Here is a 17854-nt window from a genome sequence, read left to right as displayed (position 1 = left end):
TATGCGCGATTAAAGAACCTCTTACAGCAATTCCCTCACTTTTAATTGCTTTTTCCAAAATAAACTAAAATTGAGACGTCAGTGTGTACGTTAACCTCTTAATCTGAATAACAAGTAATTTAGAGTTGTACCTAAGGATTACATTATAAAAGACTTATAAAAAAAGATGGTCTTTTTAAGGACCGTCTTTTTAATGTTCTTTTAAACTAAATTTCTTATTAATGGCATGGAACGCTCTTGGAGGCTATCTGAAAGCAGGCTATAAGAAATGACTTTCTTTTTGTACTGTTTAACTACATCCACATGGTCATTGTAAATGTACACAAATAACCTAACATCCTTTTTGCTTCTTTTAGTATCTATGACCAATGGAGTCCCACTGTTCTCTGGATGTAAAAACAATTGCTCGTTCCCCGGAAATATATGATTTTTTTTCAAAAATCTAGCATTATTAAAATAATTAATGACTTGAATTTTTTCTTCACCTTCCAAACGTTTTCCGTCTAAGGTTACGATCGCATTCTCGTCACTAATTTCTGAGTGTATTTTAAATTTGCTGATAATCCAATTAACTGCATCGGTCGGAAGACAGGAAACCAATATTTTTAACAAACTTAAGATAATTGTCAAAATCAAGACCGGCAATGTCAATTTCATCATCTCCGCTACGTTTATAAATACTTATATCGCTTATTATATCAAAAGGTCTGACAGTTTTTCTTAGAAAATGTGTACGTTCTATTAACGTTTTACTTTTGTAAAACATTGCACTTGGACGCACGGCCGCGCTTCGAAAGGGAAAGATTTTTCTTTTATAAATATAATGTACCGAAATGGTAATACTAAACAAAATGAGTTCATCCACATCTTCAAAGTATGAAGTGGATAGAGCGGTATATTATTAATTAAATACAAAAAACTGGGCGTCATCAAGACGCCCAGTTTTTCCGGAATGGATTATTGATATCCCCAAACCATTGTTAGCAATGTACCGAAAATTGTAACCAATGCAACGAACAATCCGTAATAAACGTTTGTGTAAATCGATGCTTTATCTTCAGACTCTCCTGCATGCATGAACATAACGAATTGAAGTGCTGCTTGCATGAAAGCTGTAACAAGTAGGATGATCACAGCCATTTTAAGTGAGAGATCAAACACAATAACTGATAGTGCGACCAAAGTCAGAACTAGCGAAAAAGCAAATCCCATAACTTGGCCCCGTGGGAATAATTCTTTCATATTACATCATTCCTTTCAGGTAGACGAAACTGAAGATGAAAATCCAGACAACGTCCAAGAAATGCCAGTAAAGTGAAAAGATGAAAGCCTTGTTTGTTGTCTGTGGAGTCATACCGCGTTTTTTAATCTGCATGACGATGAAGGTTCCCCAGAATAAACCAAGTGTAACGTGAGCTCCATGCGTACCTAGTAGTGTGAACAAACTAGATAAGAAAGCACTTGTTTGAATCGTTGCTCCTTCATGTACATACTCCACGAATTCATAAATTTCGACTCCTAAGAAGCCTAAACCAAGAATAAGGGTGATAATGAAGAAACCAATCGTTGCTTTCTGCCTGCCAAGTCTCATTGCATTGATTCCAAGACCTATGGTAAAACTACTAGTTAAAAGAAAGATTGTTTGAAACATTAGTGTTGGGACTTTAAAAAGATGTTCCCCTGTTGGACCATTTCCAGTACCACCAACTAAGACAAAATAAGTGGCGAACAGTGTAGCGAAAAGAGCTATTTCTGCTCCCAGGAAAATCCAGAATCCAAAAATCTTTAAGCGATTTTCTTCCGTGCTATATTCTAGTGGCAGCGAGTTATCTATTTTCATTACTTAGCACCTCGCAATTTATTTTCAGTTTCTTCGATCTCTTCAACAGAGATGTAACGTCCGTGATCTTTTTCGAATGAACGGTGAATCATACAAGCAAAGATACCGATCGTTGCAATGATTGCAATGATCCACATGCTGAATACCAATGCAAAGCCCCAAACGAAGAAGATACAGCTCATGATAAACGGCACGCCACTGTTATTTGGCATATGAATCTTTTCTACTTTTCCGCCAAATAATTTAAAGCCTTTTTTCTTTGAATCCCAGAATGCTTCTGTAGAATCAACTGTTGGCACAATTGCAAAGTTATATTCAGGGATTGGCGTATGTGTAGCCCACTCTAGAGAACGTGCATCCCATGGATCGTTTGAGATATTTCTTGATGCATAACGAGTACTCCAATAGATATTGTACACAATAAGTGCAAAACCTATTGCTAAACCAATCGCTCCAACGAAAGAGAGCATATTCAATGGGCCATATCCTGTTGCTTCAGAGTACGTATACATACGACGTGCCTGCCCATCTAAACCAGTGATGAACATCGGGAAGAAAGTTACATTAAAGCCGACTATAATGAACCAGAACGACCATTTTCCAATTTTTTCGCTCAACATGAAACCGAACATTTTTGGCCACCAGTACGTGAAACCAGCAAGTACGGCAAATACAGTACCAGGGATTAAAACGTAGTGGAAGTGAGCTACTAAGAACATTGTATTATGGTATTGGTAGTCAGCACTTGCCATGGCAAGCATTACCCCTGTTACCCCACCGAGCGTGAAAATCGGAATGAAAGCTAAAGAGTATAGCATTGGAACGGTAAATACGATTTTACCTTTCCAAAGTGTGAACAACCAGTTGAAAATCTTAACACCAGTCGGGACGGCAATTGCCATCGTGGTAATCGAGAAGATACCATTAACCATTGCACCGTGACCCATTGTATAGAAATGGTGAGCCCATACAATGAAAGATAGTGTAGAAATAGCTACCATGGAGATAACCATTGAATTATACCCGTACAGGTTACGACGTGCAAATGTCGAAATGATTTCACTGTAAATACCGAAAGCCGGAAGAATTACTATATAAACTTCAGGATGTCCCCAAACCCAGAACAAGTTCGCCCAAAGCATATCGCTACCGCCATTGGCCATCGTAAAGAATTGAGTTCCGAATAGACGATCCATTGTCATCAACGCAAGTGCCACTGTCAATACAGGGAAAGCGAAAACGATAATGAAGTTAGTGATCAAGATAGACCATGTGAACATTGGCATTTTCATTAAGCTCATGCCAGGTGCTCTCATTTTCAAGATGGTTACGATAAAGTTGATACCAGTCATTAATGTACCGATACCTGCTATTTGAAGTGAAATCGCGTAATAGTTCGAACCGACTGATTCACTGAAATCATTACTTGCCAGCGGGAAGTAAGATGTCCAGCCTGCATCAGGAGAACCACCAACTACGAAAGAGATGTTAAATAGCATTGCCCCCATGAAGAATAACCAGAAGCTTACCGCGTTCAGACGTGGGAATGCTACGTCACGCGCTCCAACTTGTAATGGTGTAACAATGTTCATTAACCCAATGATAAATGGCATAGCCATAAACAGGATCATGACGACCCCGTGTGTTGTAAATACCTCATTATAATGCTGTCCATCCAAAAGACCGTTATCTGGAATAGCCGTTTGAGCACGCATCATAAGAGCATCGACGCCACCACGGAAAAGCATAAGCAGTGCTGCCAAGATGTACATGATACCAATACGTTTATGGTCAACCGTTGTTAACCACTCACGCCATAAGTAACCCCATTTTTTAAAATAGGTAATTCCGGCAACAACCGCAATCATGGTTAAGCCAATGGCAACCATGGATGCATAAATCGCGGGACTTGGATGAGGTACGGCAAATCGATCAAAGTAATCCATACTTTTGTGACTCCTTTCAGGAAAATATTCCTTATCTTGTAAACCTAGTTGTTTTATCGAACGAAATTAATTCTTAGTGATCATGACTCGTGTTGCTGTGTTCTGAATGTTCCTCGTGTGAATCCTTGGAATCATTTTCTTCAGTATCAGAAGATCCGTGGTCATGACCAGCATTTTCCCCTTCAGGAGCTGGTGAAAACTCTAAGTGAGTTCCCGTGTAAGTGGATTGTCCCACATGACCAGGTTTTAATAATTCATTGAATTTTTTCTCAGTAATCGGTTTAGCAGTAGCTTTAATTTCATCTACCCACTTATCGTATTCTTTTGCAGACAGTGCATTAACGTTGAACGTTTGCTGAGCAAAACCTGAACCACTGAAGTTTGAATTTCGACCCATATACTCACCTGGTACATCAGCTGCTAAGTGCAACGTATTAACCATGTCCGACATCGCGTATTTTTGTCCTCCAAGTTGCGGAATCCAGAAACTTGAGATTGGACCGAATGAGTAAAGTTTAAATTCAATTGGTCGGTTAGTAGGTATAAACAGATAGTTGACCGTTTCGATATCCTCTTCCGGATAACTAAAATGCCATTTCCAGTTGGAAGATGAAGCGTAAATAACTAAAGGTTCTTGATCTCCGTACCCTTTAGGTGTTGCCTCAACTTCATTTGTTGTTTTAACAGTAACAACGGATAGGAAAGCGACGATTAAAATTGGAATCGCAACCCAAATTATTTCAAGAACCTTACTTCCTTCTATATGAGGCGGTTCATAATCATCACGTTGTTTGGAAGCACGATATTTCATTATCATGAAGATATACAGTACCATAACGACAAGGACGACAAAGGACATTGTCCATATCGAAATCATAATAACATCTGCTTGTGTTGCAGCTACTGGCCCTTTAGGGTCCAAGACCATTAATGGGTTATCGCAACCGGTTAGCACAGTGGCAATTGTAAAAAGTATAGTTAATAGAGCCCATTTTATTTTCATAGTACTACCCCTTTCTTACATAATAAAATTCCAATTGGTAATTATTCGGACAAAGTGTTACCATGTTCAAAAACCCGACATACCAATATTAATCCCAAGTGTAAAAAAAGACAATATAAAGTGACATCTGTCACATAAAGTTCAATAAAGAGCAGTAAGAAGATGGTAAATGAACAGAAATGTTCGAAAATCTTCAGCAAATGAAATATAATAATTGTTTAATAAATTACCTATGGAAAATTCACTTATCAGTACAGGATTGCTGACAGTATCGATCACTTTCCGTTTAATATTACTCTAATATAATGAAATAAATTTTTCACATTATATTCACCGCGTTTATTGCCTCAAGACTTATAAAGATTATGAATTAAATTACCTATCCTGCTAATTAGGTTTCTATCGTTGGAAAACATGATTTATAGCGGATTTTTTTAACTCGGCCATGGAAGTTGGTAAATGGTAGCCGCATTGTACACGATGTTGTTTCCATGCTTCCATACCCTTATGATCCTACACTGGTCAATATTATATATATATAAGGAAATAACGAGTGTGAAATGTAATTGGCTTTATTCTCCTCGCAATACTTATTGCCCTGTCAGTATTCCTAAACAGCCGTATAGCAGTAGTCTTGGGTGAAGTAATTCAGGGGTCAGTCAAACTAGTTACAACTAGTCAAGTTGTTTATCAATATCTGTAGGACAGGACAGAAACCATTTTACAAAAAAGTACATTTGGTGGTTCAATAAACTCCGGCTTTTGGAAACTCACTACTCAAAAATCAACGACATCCCTTTTGTATCTTCAAGGAAAAGTGCATAAAAAAACCACAAAAAAAGGACTTTTTAAAAGTGTCCTTTTCTCGTGGATATAGTTCAAAATCAAAGTGAAAACTTCCTGGCGTTCAGGCAGTTTGGTTTGAATGTCCAAGCACATCGTATGTATTTCAAATACAAAGGGTTACTTGAAATATTTTTTTGGTACATGACGAGTGCAGTATATTGTATTGAATTAAAAAGTAGCCAACTGATAATTAATCCAAGTCCTCCACAAAATGAAAGCGCATTCAATCATTCGGATCACTTTGACTCAAATTCTTTAGACAGGCGTTCATCCATGTTAGTAAATCTGATGATAGAATGCAAGTTCATTATGCTATATTCCTCGTTTTAGTTACTGAATTCTGTACTTCTTTTTGTTTGAGTGTTAGCCTTTGACTTCATTTTTATGATTTTAGTCGTTTCCGGTACAATTCTTTCACCTTTATGTGTTTTCATTACCATTTCTTCTGTCAGGACAAAAAATATACCAACTAGAAAAATTGCAGCTGCGCTTAGTGTGATGGCGATTCCAACGGCGGTAAATATATAATCTTTATTGTAATCGCTTACAAAGAAACTTAAAGCAAAAATAATAATTCCGATTACACAACCTGTGCCCGATACCCATTTCACTGCATCTAACATCTTCTGATTAGCTTCCATAATTTCATCCCCTTTCTTTCTATTTTATGACATTTCACAAATTTGTCAAATCTTTTCTATATTTTAACATATTCACAATGAAAACCTTGACAAATAGAACGTGCTACTATTAGCTTTTAGGTATTCAAGACTATATGAAAAATCTGCAAAACAGTGCAAATACACTATCTACTTTTTCCTATATTAACCTTTTCTATACTACTAAAAACTTCTCGACTTCCAATTAAAAGCCCCCTGATGATTAATCAGGGGGCTAACTACTTTCTATGGTTTTTGCAAGGTTAACGTTACCGTTTTCTCTTCAGTACCCCTATATACTTTAACCTTTACTTTATCGCCGATTTTCTTATCTGTATATAAGTACTTCCTTAATGCAGCGGCTGTATTTATTTTCGTTCCATCAATTTCAACGATGATATCCTGTTGCTTAAGCCCTCCATTCGCCGCAGCCGATCCCGCTTCTATACTCGTCACCATTACACCGGACTTTACGGCTTCAGGAACATTTTGAATGTAATATTGCGGCAGTTCTTCCATACTGGCCAAGCTGACTCCTAAATATGGACGCGTGATTTTCCCATTTTCAATCAGCTCCGTAACAATCGGAATCACATCATTGCTTGGTATGGCAAACCCTAAGCCTTCCACACCGTTTTCGGAAATCTTCAAGCTGTTTATGCCGATCACTTCCCCAGCGGTGTTGATCAAAGCACCGCCGCTATTGCCAGGGTTGATCGCTGCATCTGTTTGAAGGACATCAAGTTCCCACTCCCCATCCGAGGTATCGACTGAAATGGAGCGTCCGGTCGCACTGACGATCCCTTGTGTAACCGATCGTGAAAAATCAAGTCCAAGTGGGTTGCCAATTGCCAATACTTCTTCACCTGGACGCATGCTATCAGAATTACCGAATTTAATTCCCTCCGGTGCTTTCGAGGCATCAATTGTCAAAACCGCTAAATCCGTCAAAGCATCCGCGCCGACAACCGCTGCTGTTGCCTTTTGTCCATCATACAATGAAATTTCGACTTCCTTAGCTCCTTCAATAACATGATTGTTCGTGATGATATAGGCTTTCCCATTAGCTTTTTTATATATGACCCCTGAGCCAGTGCCGCTCTCAACCGTTTCGCTCTCCGTGCTTTGCTGCTGGTACGGGTTCTGGTTTTGCATCTCCTGTAAATTCACGACCCCTACAATTGATTTGGATGCTGATTCGACCATCTCTGCCCTATCATTTGAATCCGTACTTGTCGATAACTTTTCCGCCGTGACACTTTTATCCTTTTCAACACTTTCCGTTTGCTGTACACCTGCCGTTTCTGTTGCCTCATTCACTGAACTTTTCCCTTGATCTATAAAATCCCCGCCAAATAGAAATACAGACGATGTAACCATAGAAGCAACCGCTCCGGAAACAAGACTGGTTATCCAAAGAGATTTACCCTTTTTCCGTTCTGCCTTGACTCTGACTTGCTCATCACCATTATAATTCTCCATCTTTACCCCTCCTAGGATTGTCCTTTACTTGGCTCAATCATAAACAGTAAATATTAAAAAATTCTTAAGAAAATAAAGAATAAGGTGACCTTTTTAAAAAAATTAAAATTTTATCGAATCCTGTTACTTTGCCGCACCACAAAATAAAAAGGCCTCTACAAGGGCCTTTAATCCGAACATTCAGTTATCCTTACATGACTTCATAAACTTCTTTAGTCTTCTTATTCACGCCATACCAGCCCCAAGTGGTTTTATGGCCACTTTTCTGACTAGGTTCATCCACCTCGAAAACATGAAAAATGTAATCTCCCTTTTCGGAATCATGATCATGTTCGATATGCAAATTCGGGAAATTTTCCATGTCCACATAATCCTTCACAAGCTTCTCCGCCTGAGATTTACTTAATGTACTGACCGAATCCTTGCTTCCTTTGCCTTTTGTTTCCGTTGCCGCCTTATCTTCTACTTTGGATCCGTCCTCAGTTGCTTCCTCCACCGGTTCGTCATTCCCCTCTACAGTTTCTATCGTGGCGGAGTTTGATACCAGCTGCATTTCCCCCCCCTTTGAAACCATTTGTTTACCTTCCCGGTATTTTGCTTTATATGCGGTTGCTTTTTCAAAATCGCTTTTGGCCGAACCAAAATCCTGTTCGTCGTAATTCTTCATCCCACTTGCCAGAAAACCTGAAAGATCCATTAACTCCCTTGCTTCCGGTGTTTTTGCTTCTTTATAAGCTAATTCAAATGCCTCATGGGCTTCTAAATAATTTTCCTCATTCAACTGACTTTTCCCTAAATCCATATTGGAATCATAATTCCTTGTTACGCAGCCTGAAGCAATCAACACAAAAAAAATAACCATGATTGACCTCTTCACTATGTCACCCCTCACTTTTCCATAATATTCTGTAAATCCATCTTAAACCATTTGATAAGAAATCCGATACCTCTATTTCCTATCTTTTTCATTAAGGAAATGTTTACGTTCATGATTAACTTTTTACAAATAGTGGTACAGCATAGATAAACGCTTGAAAGGATGATGTGCAGAATGATGCAGGAAAAACAGACCTACCATGTCGATTTGGTCAGCGGCGACGTACTCGGACAAAAACTTGAAGAGAATCCAAGCTTCACTATACACGCAACTGATGAGGAACTTGCAGAATTGAAACAATGCTTGGAGGAACACCGGACAGATGACCTGGAGGCATATGCCCGTTCACATGTGCCCTACCTTCTCTATCATCATGACCGGGCAAATGATAAATACGATGCAGCCATGAAAAGACTTTATGCCCTCATTTATAAATTAGGGGATGAAGCGGCACGAAACCATATTGAAGAAATCGGCATATTGAAAGATAACAAATTCGAGGGAAAAGAAGAAGTGCAAAAGTTCAAATAACAAATAGGAACAGAACCTAAAATCAAAGGTTCTGTTCTTTTATGATCAAGTTCAATCAAATAGCCTCCCTTCCCCCCCAACATAAGGAAAAAAGATTCCATTTTGTGATTCATTATACAGTTTTATACGCAGGTTCCTTTCAATCTACATATTTATCTTTCAAATAGTCTGAACCTACACCACCAATAACCATCAAAGCTAATGGTAAAAAATTCGATACAACTGGCATGCTTTTTAAAATTGTAATATCGGTCCCAGCAAATTTGTTAAGACCAAAAATGGTTAATTTAGACACTAACAAAAATGCTCCTATTAATAGCACGATATCAAAAAACATTTTCCTTTTTGGAAATGCTAACTGCTTACTTTCCCTTATTATTTTTTCTTTCAATTCCTCGTCACTCCTTAATAATTCATCTACCGTAATTTGAAATAAATCACTTAAATTAATGATTACTTCAATACTTGGATAATTTTTTCCCGTTTCCCATTTGGACACAGATTGGCGACTCACGTGAATCTTCTCTGCAAGATCATTTTGTGACCAATTTCTTTTTTCCCGTTCTTTTTTTAATCGTTCGCTAAAAATCATAATGAGTTCATCGCCTTTCTTACTCCTAGTATTGTGAGATAAATTATGCAAAGTAAAGATAGTAATAAGCGCATTACTATGCAACTTATGAGTGACACCGAAGAAAACCTTGATATATCAAGGGAATCAGTTTAATTTTCAGGAACTGCTGTAGAAAGTTCAAACTAAAAAGAAATTGCAGACAGTCAAAAAAAAGCGGCAGTGACTTTGGCAATAAAAAAAAGCAGCTATGTAAGCAGCAGCCACTCACAGACTGTAGACAAATTCGAAGAAAAGAGTTTTGCCTACAGTTTTTTTCTTTTAAAAAGATTCAGTTGATTTCAGAAATCTGCTCCCTTTCCGCCGGCTGTCTGCCAAGCCTCATCAAAGCAAGTGGCTTTAGTGTCTCGGCTAGCCAGTTAAGCAACTACTCAATTCTATAATTTTTCAGCTAAATAAGCCATCTTGCCATCACATATATCAAGTATTAACCTCTTGACCTTAATTCAAAAAAAGCCTTGTGTATAGGACAAGACTTTTAAACTATTAATATCGGTGTAATCCACGCTTGTTTAATTTCACGAAGCATTTTATTTATTTCGCTCTTTGAACAAAGATCGACCAAACTTGGAGCATAATACTGTTAAATGTTCTTTGTTTCGTGGCCACCATTTATGGCTATAACCTAATTCATAAAATGCAAAAATTATTGTCCTGGGCGTCTCTCTGTATTTATATTGTAGCTACATATATAGTCTTCCAATTGCAAGTTCCGGCAGGCAGTTGGGCAATGGGAAATTTAGATTTACCAGTGTTTTTGTTGGCAGTCAGTATGGTTGCTACATGGCAATTGGCATATGCCCCCTACGTTCCGGACTATTCTCGCTATCTACCGATAACCACACCCACTGCCCATACATTTTGGTATAGTTACGCTGGCACAGTCATCGGGACTATATGGATGATGACATTAGGCGCAACCTTAACCATAGCGATTCCTAACTTCCTTAATCACTCTGGCGGTAATTTGGCCAGCCTGTTTGGAAATTTTGCTTTAATCATGTTCTTTATAATCATCTTTGGACAGCTTGCTATAAATGTCTTTAACCTATATGGGGCATTCATGGCAACGATAACGACAATTGAACCGTTTATTAAATTAAAGGTCACACCGAAAGTTAGAATAGGAATGATACTCTTTAAGGAAAAAAACCTAAATCCATTGCACAAAAATGACATGAAGCATCTCAACAAGAACTAGAAGAATATTTCCATTACTACAATCATCAACGAATCAAGATAAAATTAAAAGGCATGAGCCCGGTAGATTACCAGGTTCATGCCCTCAAGGCTGCATAATTAAATAAAGTGCCTAACTTTTTGGGTTCACTTCAATGAAAGATCCTTTTTATTCACAAATTTAGTTTACTTATTCTTCTCCTAAAATAGCGAGTGGACTAAATACTTCATAATGAATATGGTCTTTCGATACACTCCATTTATTCAGGGCCTCATTGATTGCTACCATAAAAGGAATAGGTCCGCAGAAATAAAAATTAGCTTCTTTTGATGGAACGATAGATTGCAGGAAGTCTAAACCCACGTATCCTTCTTTATCAAAATGTCCAGAGGTTCGATCGGCTTCTGTTGGTGCACCATAGACTACATATGATTTTATATGTTGGTGTTCATTCACTATTTGTTGCAGATGATCTTTAAAAGCATGTGTTTGACTATTGCTTGTTGCATGGATAAACGTAACCTGACGTTGTGGTTGCTTTTCTATAATGGTATTTAACATGCTAAGCAAAGGTGTAATTCCAATACCCCCACTAATTAGAACAACGGGTAAATCAGTGTTATCCAGTTCGAAGTCACCTGCAGGAGCAGAAAATTGCAGCATATCTCCAACTTGCAGCTGTTTATGCAAATAGTTAGATACAATTCCAGATGGAGCATCTCCATGGGCATCTTCACGTTTAACACTAATTCGGTAGTAATCCTTACCAGGTGAATCCGAAAGACTGTAATGGCGTATGTGCGTATATTTCTCGCCAGGAATTTCAGCCTTAAGTGTTAAGTATTGCCCAGCATGATAGGAGGCAATGGTTTTTCCGTCTGTAGGCTTTAGATAAAAGGAGGTTACCACATCACTTTCTTTTATCTTTTTATCGATATTGAAACTTCGATATCCTTCCCATCCACCAGGCTGATGTTCTGTTTCCTCATAAAGGTTTTTTTCAATATCAATAAAGGCATCGGCAATATAGCCATAGGCCTTTCCCCATGCCTCAATGATTTCATCTGTGGCTGTGTCACCCAACACATCTTTAACTGCTTGAAGCAATGTTTCACCTACAACCGGATACTGTTCAGGCTTGACCCCTATGGCACGATGTTTCTCAGTAACTCTTTTAATTACCGGTTTTATCGCTTCAAGGTTCGTAATATGTTCACCTGCAGCATAGACAGCATATCCCAATGCCTCCTGTTGGATTCCTCTTTTTTGGTTCGTTTGGTTAAAAAGATTATACAAATCAGGAGCTTTTGAAAATAGTAATTCATAAAATCTCTTTCCTATTGGTTTACTATGTTCCTTGAGAACAGGTGCTGTTGACTGAACGATTTCTATGGTCTTAGCATCAAGCATGTTAAAATTTCCTCCTCAAATTTCAGGGATATATACTGTAAATAGCATTCCCGTTAAATATTGGAGTAAACATGATATTTTGGCCCTTTTCACTTATCACTAACCAACCCAAACTCCTTACTAAAGGCGGACTTCCGCCCATTTGGAGATTTTGAACTCCCTTAAGATAATTCAAAGACACCATACCTATTAGTACGGTGTCTTTTTGTTATTTTAGTATCCTTGTTAACTTAAACTGGCCCTTTAGATCAATAAGAACAAAGCTGCTGATCAGTAACAGAAAAAAGTGTTATAGAGTCCAATTGATAAGCAATCCTGCTTGTGCTAACCCACCACCGAAACCATATAATAAAAGCTTCTCACCATTATTTAGCTTTCCTTCACTTACTCCTTGATCTAAAGCTAATGGTATTGTTGCTGAAGAAGTATTTCCATATTCCACTAAGCTATATAAAGTACGCTCAATTGGAAAGCCACTTCTATCACATATTGACTCAATCATTCTTAAATTTGCACTATGCGGAACGAACCAATCAACATCATTCAAATGCAAATCAGTATTTTTCATAACAGTTTGCATTCCTTTTGGAACAGTAGTAACAGCCCATTTATAAACCTCACGTCCATTTTGAACAAGATTACCACTATTATTCAAGTCTTCACCATTTATACGTGTCGATAGGTTTGTACTATATAAATTTTTTCCGCCTTCTCCTTCCGAATATAAATGTGAAGAAATAAAACTTGGCTGTTTTTCATCATATTCTACAAGAACTGCTCCTCCACCATCTCCAAATAAAATACAAGTGGCTCGATCTTCATAGTCCATAATTTTAGATAAAGTATCAGCTCCAATAACAAGAACTTTCTTGTTTAAACCAGATGTTACTAATCCATTAGCTACATGCAACCCATAAGTAAATCCTGCACAAGCTGCGTTTAAATCAATAGCTCCAGTATTCTTAATACCTAGCTTTGCTTGGACTAAAGAAGCTACACTCGGAGTGTTAAAATCAGGTGTAAAGGTACAGACAATAATCATATCAACATCTTCGACAGATTTATCATACCGTTCCATTAAATCCTTTACAGCTTTATAACTTATATCACTAGTAAACTCTTCTTCATGTGCAATTCTTCGCTCTTTAATACCAGTACGTTTAACAATCCATTCATCATTGGTTTCAACCATTCTTTCTAAGTCCTTATTTGTTAAGCTTTTTTCTGGAACATAAGAACCTATCGCAGTAATACGTGCTTTGGATTTGAACATAAAATAACCACCTCGTGTTATGAATTGCATCAATTTTATAACTGATATTAATACCTGGTACTAATTATAAAGTAAAAAAAATCTTATGCAACTACCGGTCACTTTAGAACCCAAAGGAAAAGAGCTGAACGACAAAGAACGAGGTCCTTGCTCACCCCCCAGTAAGAAGAAATCCATTCATTCTTTTCTAATCTCTTTAAAGACTTATACCGATTTAACACTCTCCTTTAGGTAAGTACCAATACTAAAAGTGCATACTTACGTACTTGCAGAGTGCACTTTATACTTAAGATAAATAATAATTAAGGAGGAGAAATCTTTGAAAACTCTTGTTATCGTATCACACCCAAGTCTAGAAACATCCGTCATAAATAAGAGATGGGTAGAAGAGCTCAGGAAATATCCGGAAAAGTATACATTACACGAATTGAATAAGGTTTACCCTGACGGAAACATTAATGCGGAAAAAGAACAGCAATTAATCGAATCGCATAGTAATCTTGTTTTACAGTTCCCTTTTTATTGGTTTAATTGTCCGCCTCTCCTAAAAAGATGGCTTGACGATGTTTTTACATATGGTTGGGCTTATGGTTCAAATGGAGGCGATAAATTAAAGCATCGCAAAGCTGCTTTAGCTGTATCTGCCGGAATTAACAAAGAAGATTATAGTGAAGAGGGAAGTTATCGCTATACACTTGAACATTTATTATCTCCCTTTGAAACTACCTTCCTATACTGCAATGCAGATTATCGTTCATTCTTTGCGTTTTATGGTGCTGAAAATGAGCCGTCCGCAAGCGAATTGGAAAAAAGCGCACAAGATTATTTGAATTTTGTCGACAACCTTTAATAGGCAGTTCCATTAAAGAAGTATTTCCTTGTTAGGGAAATACTTCTTTTGAATTAATCAAAATAGCTACACCTACGGCTGTACAGACTCCTGAGCTGGCAAACTGTTTTTTTCTCCCCACTCGCACATCAAATTTAACAATGGAATGAGAGATAGACCACGTTCAGATAATGAATATTCTACTTTTGGGGGTATTTGGGGAAATTCCTTGCGTATGATAAGGCCGTCTGCCTCCAACTCTTTTAACATGATGCTTAGTGTTTTAAAGGAAATGGTACCGATACTTCGCTTCAGCTGATTATGCCGCATAACCTTATTTTCAGACAGCCAATACATTATGATCATTTTATACTTGCCGCCTATTAAGGACAACGTATATCCAAAGCCAGTGTCATTTGGTTTCACGCCAGTCGGAACACAGGTTTCACGCATAAGTTTACACTCTCCTTTAGATAAGTATAGGATATGAATGTTCATACTTTACAATAGATCATTATCAATCTTATTAAAAGGTAAAGTAAGTTCCCTATAAAAATTGACTATTGTGGTCAATGTTTATACTCCATCAATGAGGGAGCAAAAGGTCCTACTGCCCCCATTTTAGCGAAAGTAAAAAGAGTTGATTATTATTAAGTAAAATGATGAAGTTGCGCAAATTTATATCCATGACCCGTCCCTTTTAAAAAAGGAAAGATCCTGTTGCATATCCAACAGGATCTTTATCAATATTCAACAATCCCAATGATAGGTTTCTTGTAGATTAACGTAACAGATTCATTTTAGTGTTTTTGTTTGTAATAGGTTACCGCGAGCGCAAGGGCCAGCACTGTTCCTTTGACGATATCCATCGCATAATACGGAACGGACATCATGATCAAACCATTTTGAAGGATTCCGATCAGGACTGCACCGACAAAGGTTCCAAATGCATTCGGTTTTCCCGCTCCTAAAACGGAGGAACCAATGAAGGCTGCTGCAACGGCATCCATTAAATAGGGGGACCCTGAATTGATTTCCGATGTCATGACCCTTGAAGCTAGGACAATCCCCCCGATTGCAGCTAATAGAGCTGACAGCAGATAGGCAAGGATTTTGTATTTATTGACCGATATCCCGGAAAGTCTCGCCGCTTCCTTATTTCCCCCAATAATGTACATATAACGACCGTGCTTCGTATAAGTCAAAAAGATATGGGTCGCAATCACAATGACTGCCATGATCAGGATTATCCATGGTACCTGGCCAATTTTGGCGAAAAATGGGCTGATCAGTCCTGTTGCGAATGTCCCGTCGGGCATGACCATATTTTGCGAAACCGTTGCCCCTTTTGTATAAGTAAGGGCAATTCCCTGGATAATGAACATGGTAGCCAATGTCATCAGCATGTCGGGAATTCTCAATTTAACGATCATGAATGAATTCAAAGCCCCTACGACAAGTGAGGCGCCGATCGCAGCTAATATGGCGATTAATGTATCCTGCGAAAACCAGACAAACATTGATATGACGATGGCATTGGCCAATGATGCGACGGAGCCGACGGAAAGGTCGAAGCCATCCACGGTCAGGGATATCGTAATGCCAATCGCAATGATGGTCACGATTGAAATGGAACGCAGGATGTTGATCAGATTATTCGTTTGAATGAAAGATGGATTGGACACGGCAAAAATTACAATCAGAATGATAATCGTCAATATTGTGCCGTATTTATAGAAAAAGTCGAATAGTTCCAGCTTTTTCTTCGCTTTCGCTGTCTGTGTAACAGGAATGGGTATGCTCATCCTATTTTCCTCCTGTTGAATAGAATAGTAGTTCTTCTTCATTCGTTTTGCTCGTTTCTAATTCGATGACAGTGCTCCCGTCATATAGCACATATGTCCGGTTGGTAATGCCAATGATTTCGGAAAGCTCGGATGATGCATAAATGATCGCTTTCCCATTCCTTGCAAGCTTTGCAATCAATTCGAATATATCCTTCTTGGCTCCAACATCGACCCCTTTCGTTGGTTCATCGAATATGTATACATCCGCATCGGCCATAAGCCATTTTCCGATGGCAACTTTTTGCTGGTTACCACCTGAAAGGTTTTCGACACTCACTTCTCCTGAAGGAGTTTTAATGCCGAGACTTACGATCATTTCCTTCGCCTTTTCCTTTTCCGCCTTACGATCCACGAAGCTGAACGTCTTGCAGAATTTGCCGAGACTGGCTGCGGTCAAGTTCGCCGAGACTGATTCCTGAACGAGGACCCCTTCTTTCCTGCGTTCCTCAGGTACAAGTGCCAGACCGCTTTTTACTGCTTCGTGCGGTGATTTCAAAGAAAGCTTTCGACCATTCAGGATTACTTCCCCCGCTGTGATCGAAGCATGACCGAAAAGGGTTTTACAGAGTTCCGTTTTTCCCGCCCCGACTAACCCTGCCAAGCCGATTATCTCGCCTGCTTTAATATTCAGACTGACATCCTTGACTTTCTCGGCATCTGACAATCCGTTAACTTCCAGAATGACGTCTCCGATCGAAGCATTGACTTCTGGAAACTGGTCATCCATGGCTTTACCGAGCATATTCTCTACCACTTCGTTACGGGTTATGTCCTCCTTCTTTCGACAAGTGACACGCTCCCCATTCCTCATGATCGTAATTTCCTCACAGATTTCAAAAATCTCAGGCAGACGATGTGAAATGAAAATGATTCCCACGCCTTTTTGCTTTAATTCAGTTACAATTCGAAAAAGCTCTGTCGTCTCCGTATGACTTAACGGAGCAGTTGGCTCATCGAGAATCAGGAATTTGCATTCTGTCGAAACGGCTCTTGCTATCAGGACCATCTGTTTTTCGGCCAAGGTAAGGTCTCTTACCAGCTTTTTCGAAGGGACACGAATTTTCATATCTTCAAGAATATAAGAGGCTTGTTTGTGCAGCTCTTTCCATTGGACCCTCTGTTTTTTCCCCATGTTTTGGACCATATCATTCAACATTACATTTTCCCCAACCGTTAAGTAAGGGATGAGGGCTGTATCCACTTCCTGATAAACAATTTGAATGCCTTGTTCCTGAGCCGCTTTTGGCGAGCGGATATCCCGCCTCATCCCATCAATAAAAATGTCACCTGAATAATGAACATGGGCTCCCGATAAAACTTTCATTAACGTCGATTTCCCTGCTCCGTTTGCACCGACCAATGCGTGGGCTGTCCCTGATTGTACGGAAAAATCAACTTCACTCAGCGCCTTCACCCCCGGAAATTCAATCGAAATCTTCTTCATTTCTAGTTGCGTGCCCATGTCCATTCCCCCTTATTGAACAGACACTCCCTTCTACT

Annotated in this window: 16 protein-coding genes and 2 pseudogenes; 4 read left to right on the top strand and 14 right to left on the bottom strand. The window is 38.7% G+C overall.

Annotated features, from left to right (window positions below; all coding sequences use genetic code 11):
* Positions 1–201 precede the first annotated feature (201 nt).
* From MKY17_RS02745 to MKY17_RS02710, 8 genes are all read right to left on the bottom strand, one after another.
* Positions 202–651, bottom strand: coding sequence for a YfmQ family protein (locus MKY17_RS02745; RefSeq protein ID WP_339202302.1), 450 nt, complete (start codon positions 649–651; stop codon positions 202–204).
* A 306-nt stretch (positions 652–957) separates the two neighbouring features.
* Positions 958–1242, bottom strand: coding sequence for a cytochrome aa3 quinol oxidase subunit IV (gene qoxD / locus MKY17_RS02740; RefSeq protein ID WP_076370787.1), 285 nt, complete (start codon positions 1240–1242; stop codon positions 958–960).
* A 1-nt stretch (position 1243) separates the two neighbouring features.
* Positions 1244–1840 (bottom strand): cytochrome aa3 quinol oxidase subunit III, encoded by a 597-nt coding sequence (qoxC, locus tag MKY17_RS02735; protein WP_098370441.1) that lies wholly within the window; start codon positions 1838–1840, stop codon positions 1244–1246.
* Entirely contained in the window at positions 1840–3786 is a 1947-nt protein-coding gene (gene qoxB, locus MKY17_RS02730; RefSeq protein WP_098370440.1) for a cytochrome aa3 quinol oxidase subunit I, read from the bottom strand. Before qoxB ends, qoxC begins: the two co-directional genes overlap by 1 nt.
* A 73-nt stretch (positions 3787–3859) precedes the next feature.
* Positions 3860–4789, bottom strand: a complete 930-nt coding sequence (qoxA, locus tag MKY17_RS02725; protein WP_098370439.1) for a cytochrome aa3 quinol oxidase subunit II — start codon at positions 4787–4789, stop codon at positions 3860–3862.
* A 1172-nt stretch (positions 4790–5961) separates the two neighbouring features.
* On the bottom strand, positions 5962–6276 hold the full coding sequence (locus tag MKY17_RS02720) for a hypothetical protein (protein ID WP_179891008.1): 315 nt from the start codon (positions 6274–6276) through the stop codon (positions 5962–5964).
* Between the two features lie 264 nt (positions 6277–6540).
* Complete coding sequence (locus tag MKY17_RS02715; RefSeq protein WP_144550407.1) at positions 6541–7776, bottom strand: trypsin-like peptidase domain-containing protein; 1236 nt, start codon at positions 7774–7776, stop codon at positions 6541–6543.
* A gap of 190 nt (positions 7777–7966) precedes the next feature.
* A complete protein-coding gene (locus MKY17_RS02710; protein ID WP_339201328.1) occupies positions 7967–8638 on the bottom strand; it encodes a hypothetical protein in 672 nt (223 codons plus the stop codon).
* A 189-nt stretch (positions 8639–8827) separates the two neighbouring features.
* Between MKY17_RS02710 and MKY17_RS02705 the strand changes: the two genes are divergently transcribed.
* A complete protein-coding gene (locus MKY17_RS02705; protein ID WP_339201326.1) occupies positions 8828–9184 on the top strand; it encodes a hydrolase in 357 nt (118 codons plus the stop codon).
* Between the two features lie 139 nt (positions 9185–9323).
* On the opposite strand, the gene MKY17_RS02700 is transcribed toward MKY17_RS02705, so the two are convergent.
* Entirely contained in the window at positions 9324–9776 is a 453-nt protein-coding gene (locus MKY17_RS02700) for a helix-turn-helix transcriptional regulator (protein WP_098370435.1), read from the bottom strand.
* Positions 9777–10380: 604 nt separating this feature from the next.
* Between MKY17_RS02700 and MKY17_RS02695 the strand changes: the two are divergent.
* Positions 10381–10953 (top strand): annotated as a pseudogene (locus MKY17_RS02695) (cytosine permease); the annotation flags it as partial.
* A 59-nt stretch (positions 10954–11012) separates the two neighbouring features.
* Positions 11013–11114 (top strand): annotated as a pseudogene (locus MKY17_RS02690) (IS3 family transposase); the annotation flags it as partial.
* A gap of 70 nt (positions 11115–11184) precedes the next feature.
* On the opposite strand, the gene hmpA reads toward MKY17_RS02690, so the two are convergent.
* Together hmpA and MKY17_RS02680 are read right to left on the bottom strand one after the other, a co-directional pair.
* Complete coding sequence (hmpA, locus tag MKY17_RS02685) at positions 11185–12405, bottom strand: NO-inducible flavohemoprotein (protein WP_339201324.1); 1221 nt, start codon at positions 12403–12405, stop codon at positions 11185–11187.
* A 289-nt stretch (positions 12406–12694) separates the two neighbouring features.
* Complete coding sequence (locus tag MKY17_RS02680; RefSeq protein WP_098370432.1) at positions 12695–13678, bottom strand: ketoacyl-ACP synthase III; 984 nt, start codon at positions 13676–13678, stop codon at positions 12695–12697.
* A 319-nt stretch (positions 13679–13997) separates the two neighbouring features.
* Here MKY17_RS02680 and MKY17_RS02675 point away from each other — a divergent pair, with 319 nt between their 5' ends.
* Entirely contained in the window at positions 13998–14528 is a 531-nt protein-coding gene (locus tag MKY17_RS02675) for an NAD(P)H-dependent oxidoreductase (protein ID WP_339201323.1), read from the top strand.
* A gap of 72 nt (positions 14529–14600) precedes the next feature.
* On the opposite strand, the gene MKY17_RS02670 is transcribed toward MKY17_RS02675, so the two are convergent.
* The 3 genes from MKY17_RS02670 to MKY17_RS02660 form a co-directional block, all read right to left on the bottom strand.
* Entirely contained in the window at positions 14601–14960 is a 360-nt protein-coding gene (locus MKY17_RS02670) for a helix-turn-helix domain-containing protein (protein ID WP_098370430.1), read from the bottom strand.
* 347 nt (positions 14961–15307) lie between these two features.
* The gene (locus MKY17_RS02665) at positions 15308–16312 is read right to left on the bottom strand and encodes an ABC transporter permease (RefSeq protein ID WP_098370429.1); all 1005 of its coding nucleotides are present in this window, start codon (positions 16310–16312) and stop codon (positions 15308–15310) included.
* A gap of 1 nt (position 16313) precedes the next feature.
* Positions 16314–17816, bottom strand: a complete 1503-nt coding sequence (locus tag MKY17_RS02660) for a sugar ABC transporter ATP-binding protein (RefSeq protein WP_339201321.1) — start codon at positions 17814–17816, stop codon at positions 16314–16316.
* Positions 17817–17854 lie beyond the last annotated feature (38 nt).

The organism is Peribacillus sp. FSL P2-0133 (assembly GCF_037975445.1).
Lineage (GTDB): Bacteria > Bacillota > Bacilli > Bacillales > DSM-1321 > Peribacillus > Peribacillus simplex_E.
The sequence above is the reverse complement of the archived record's forward strand: the minus strand, read 5'-3'. Positions and strand labels throughout refer to the sequence as shown.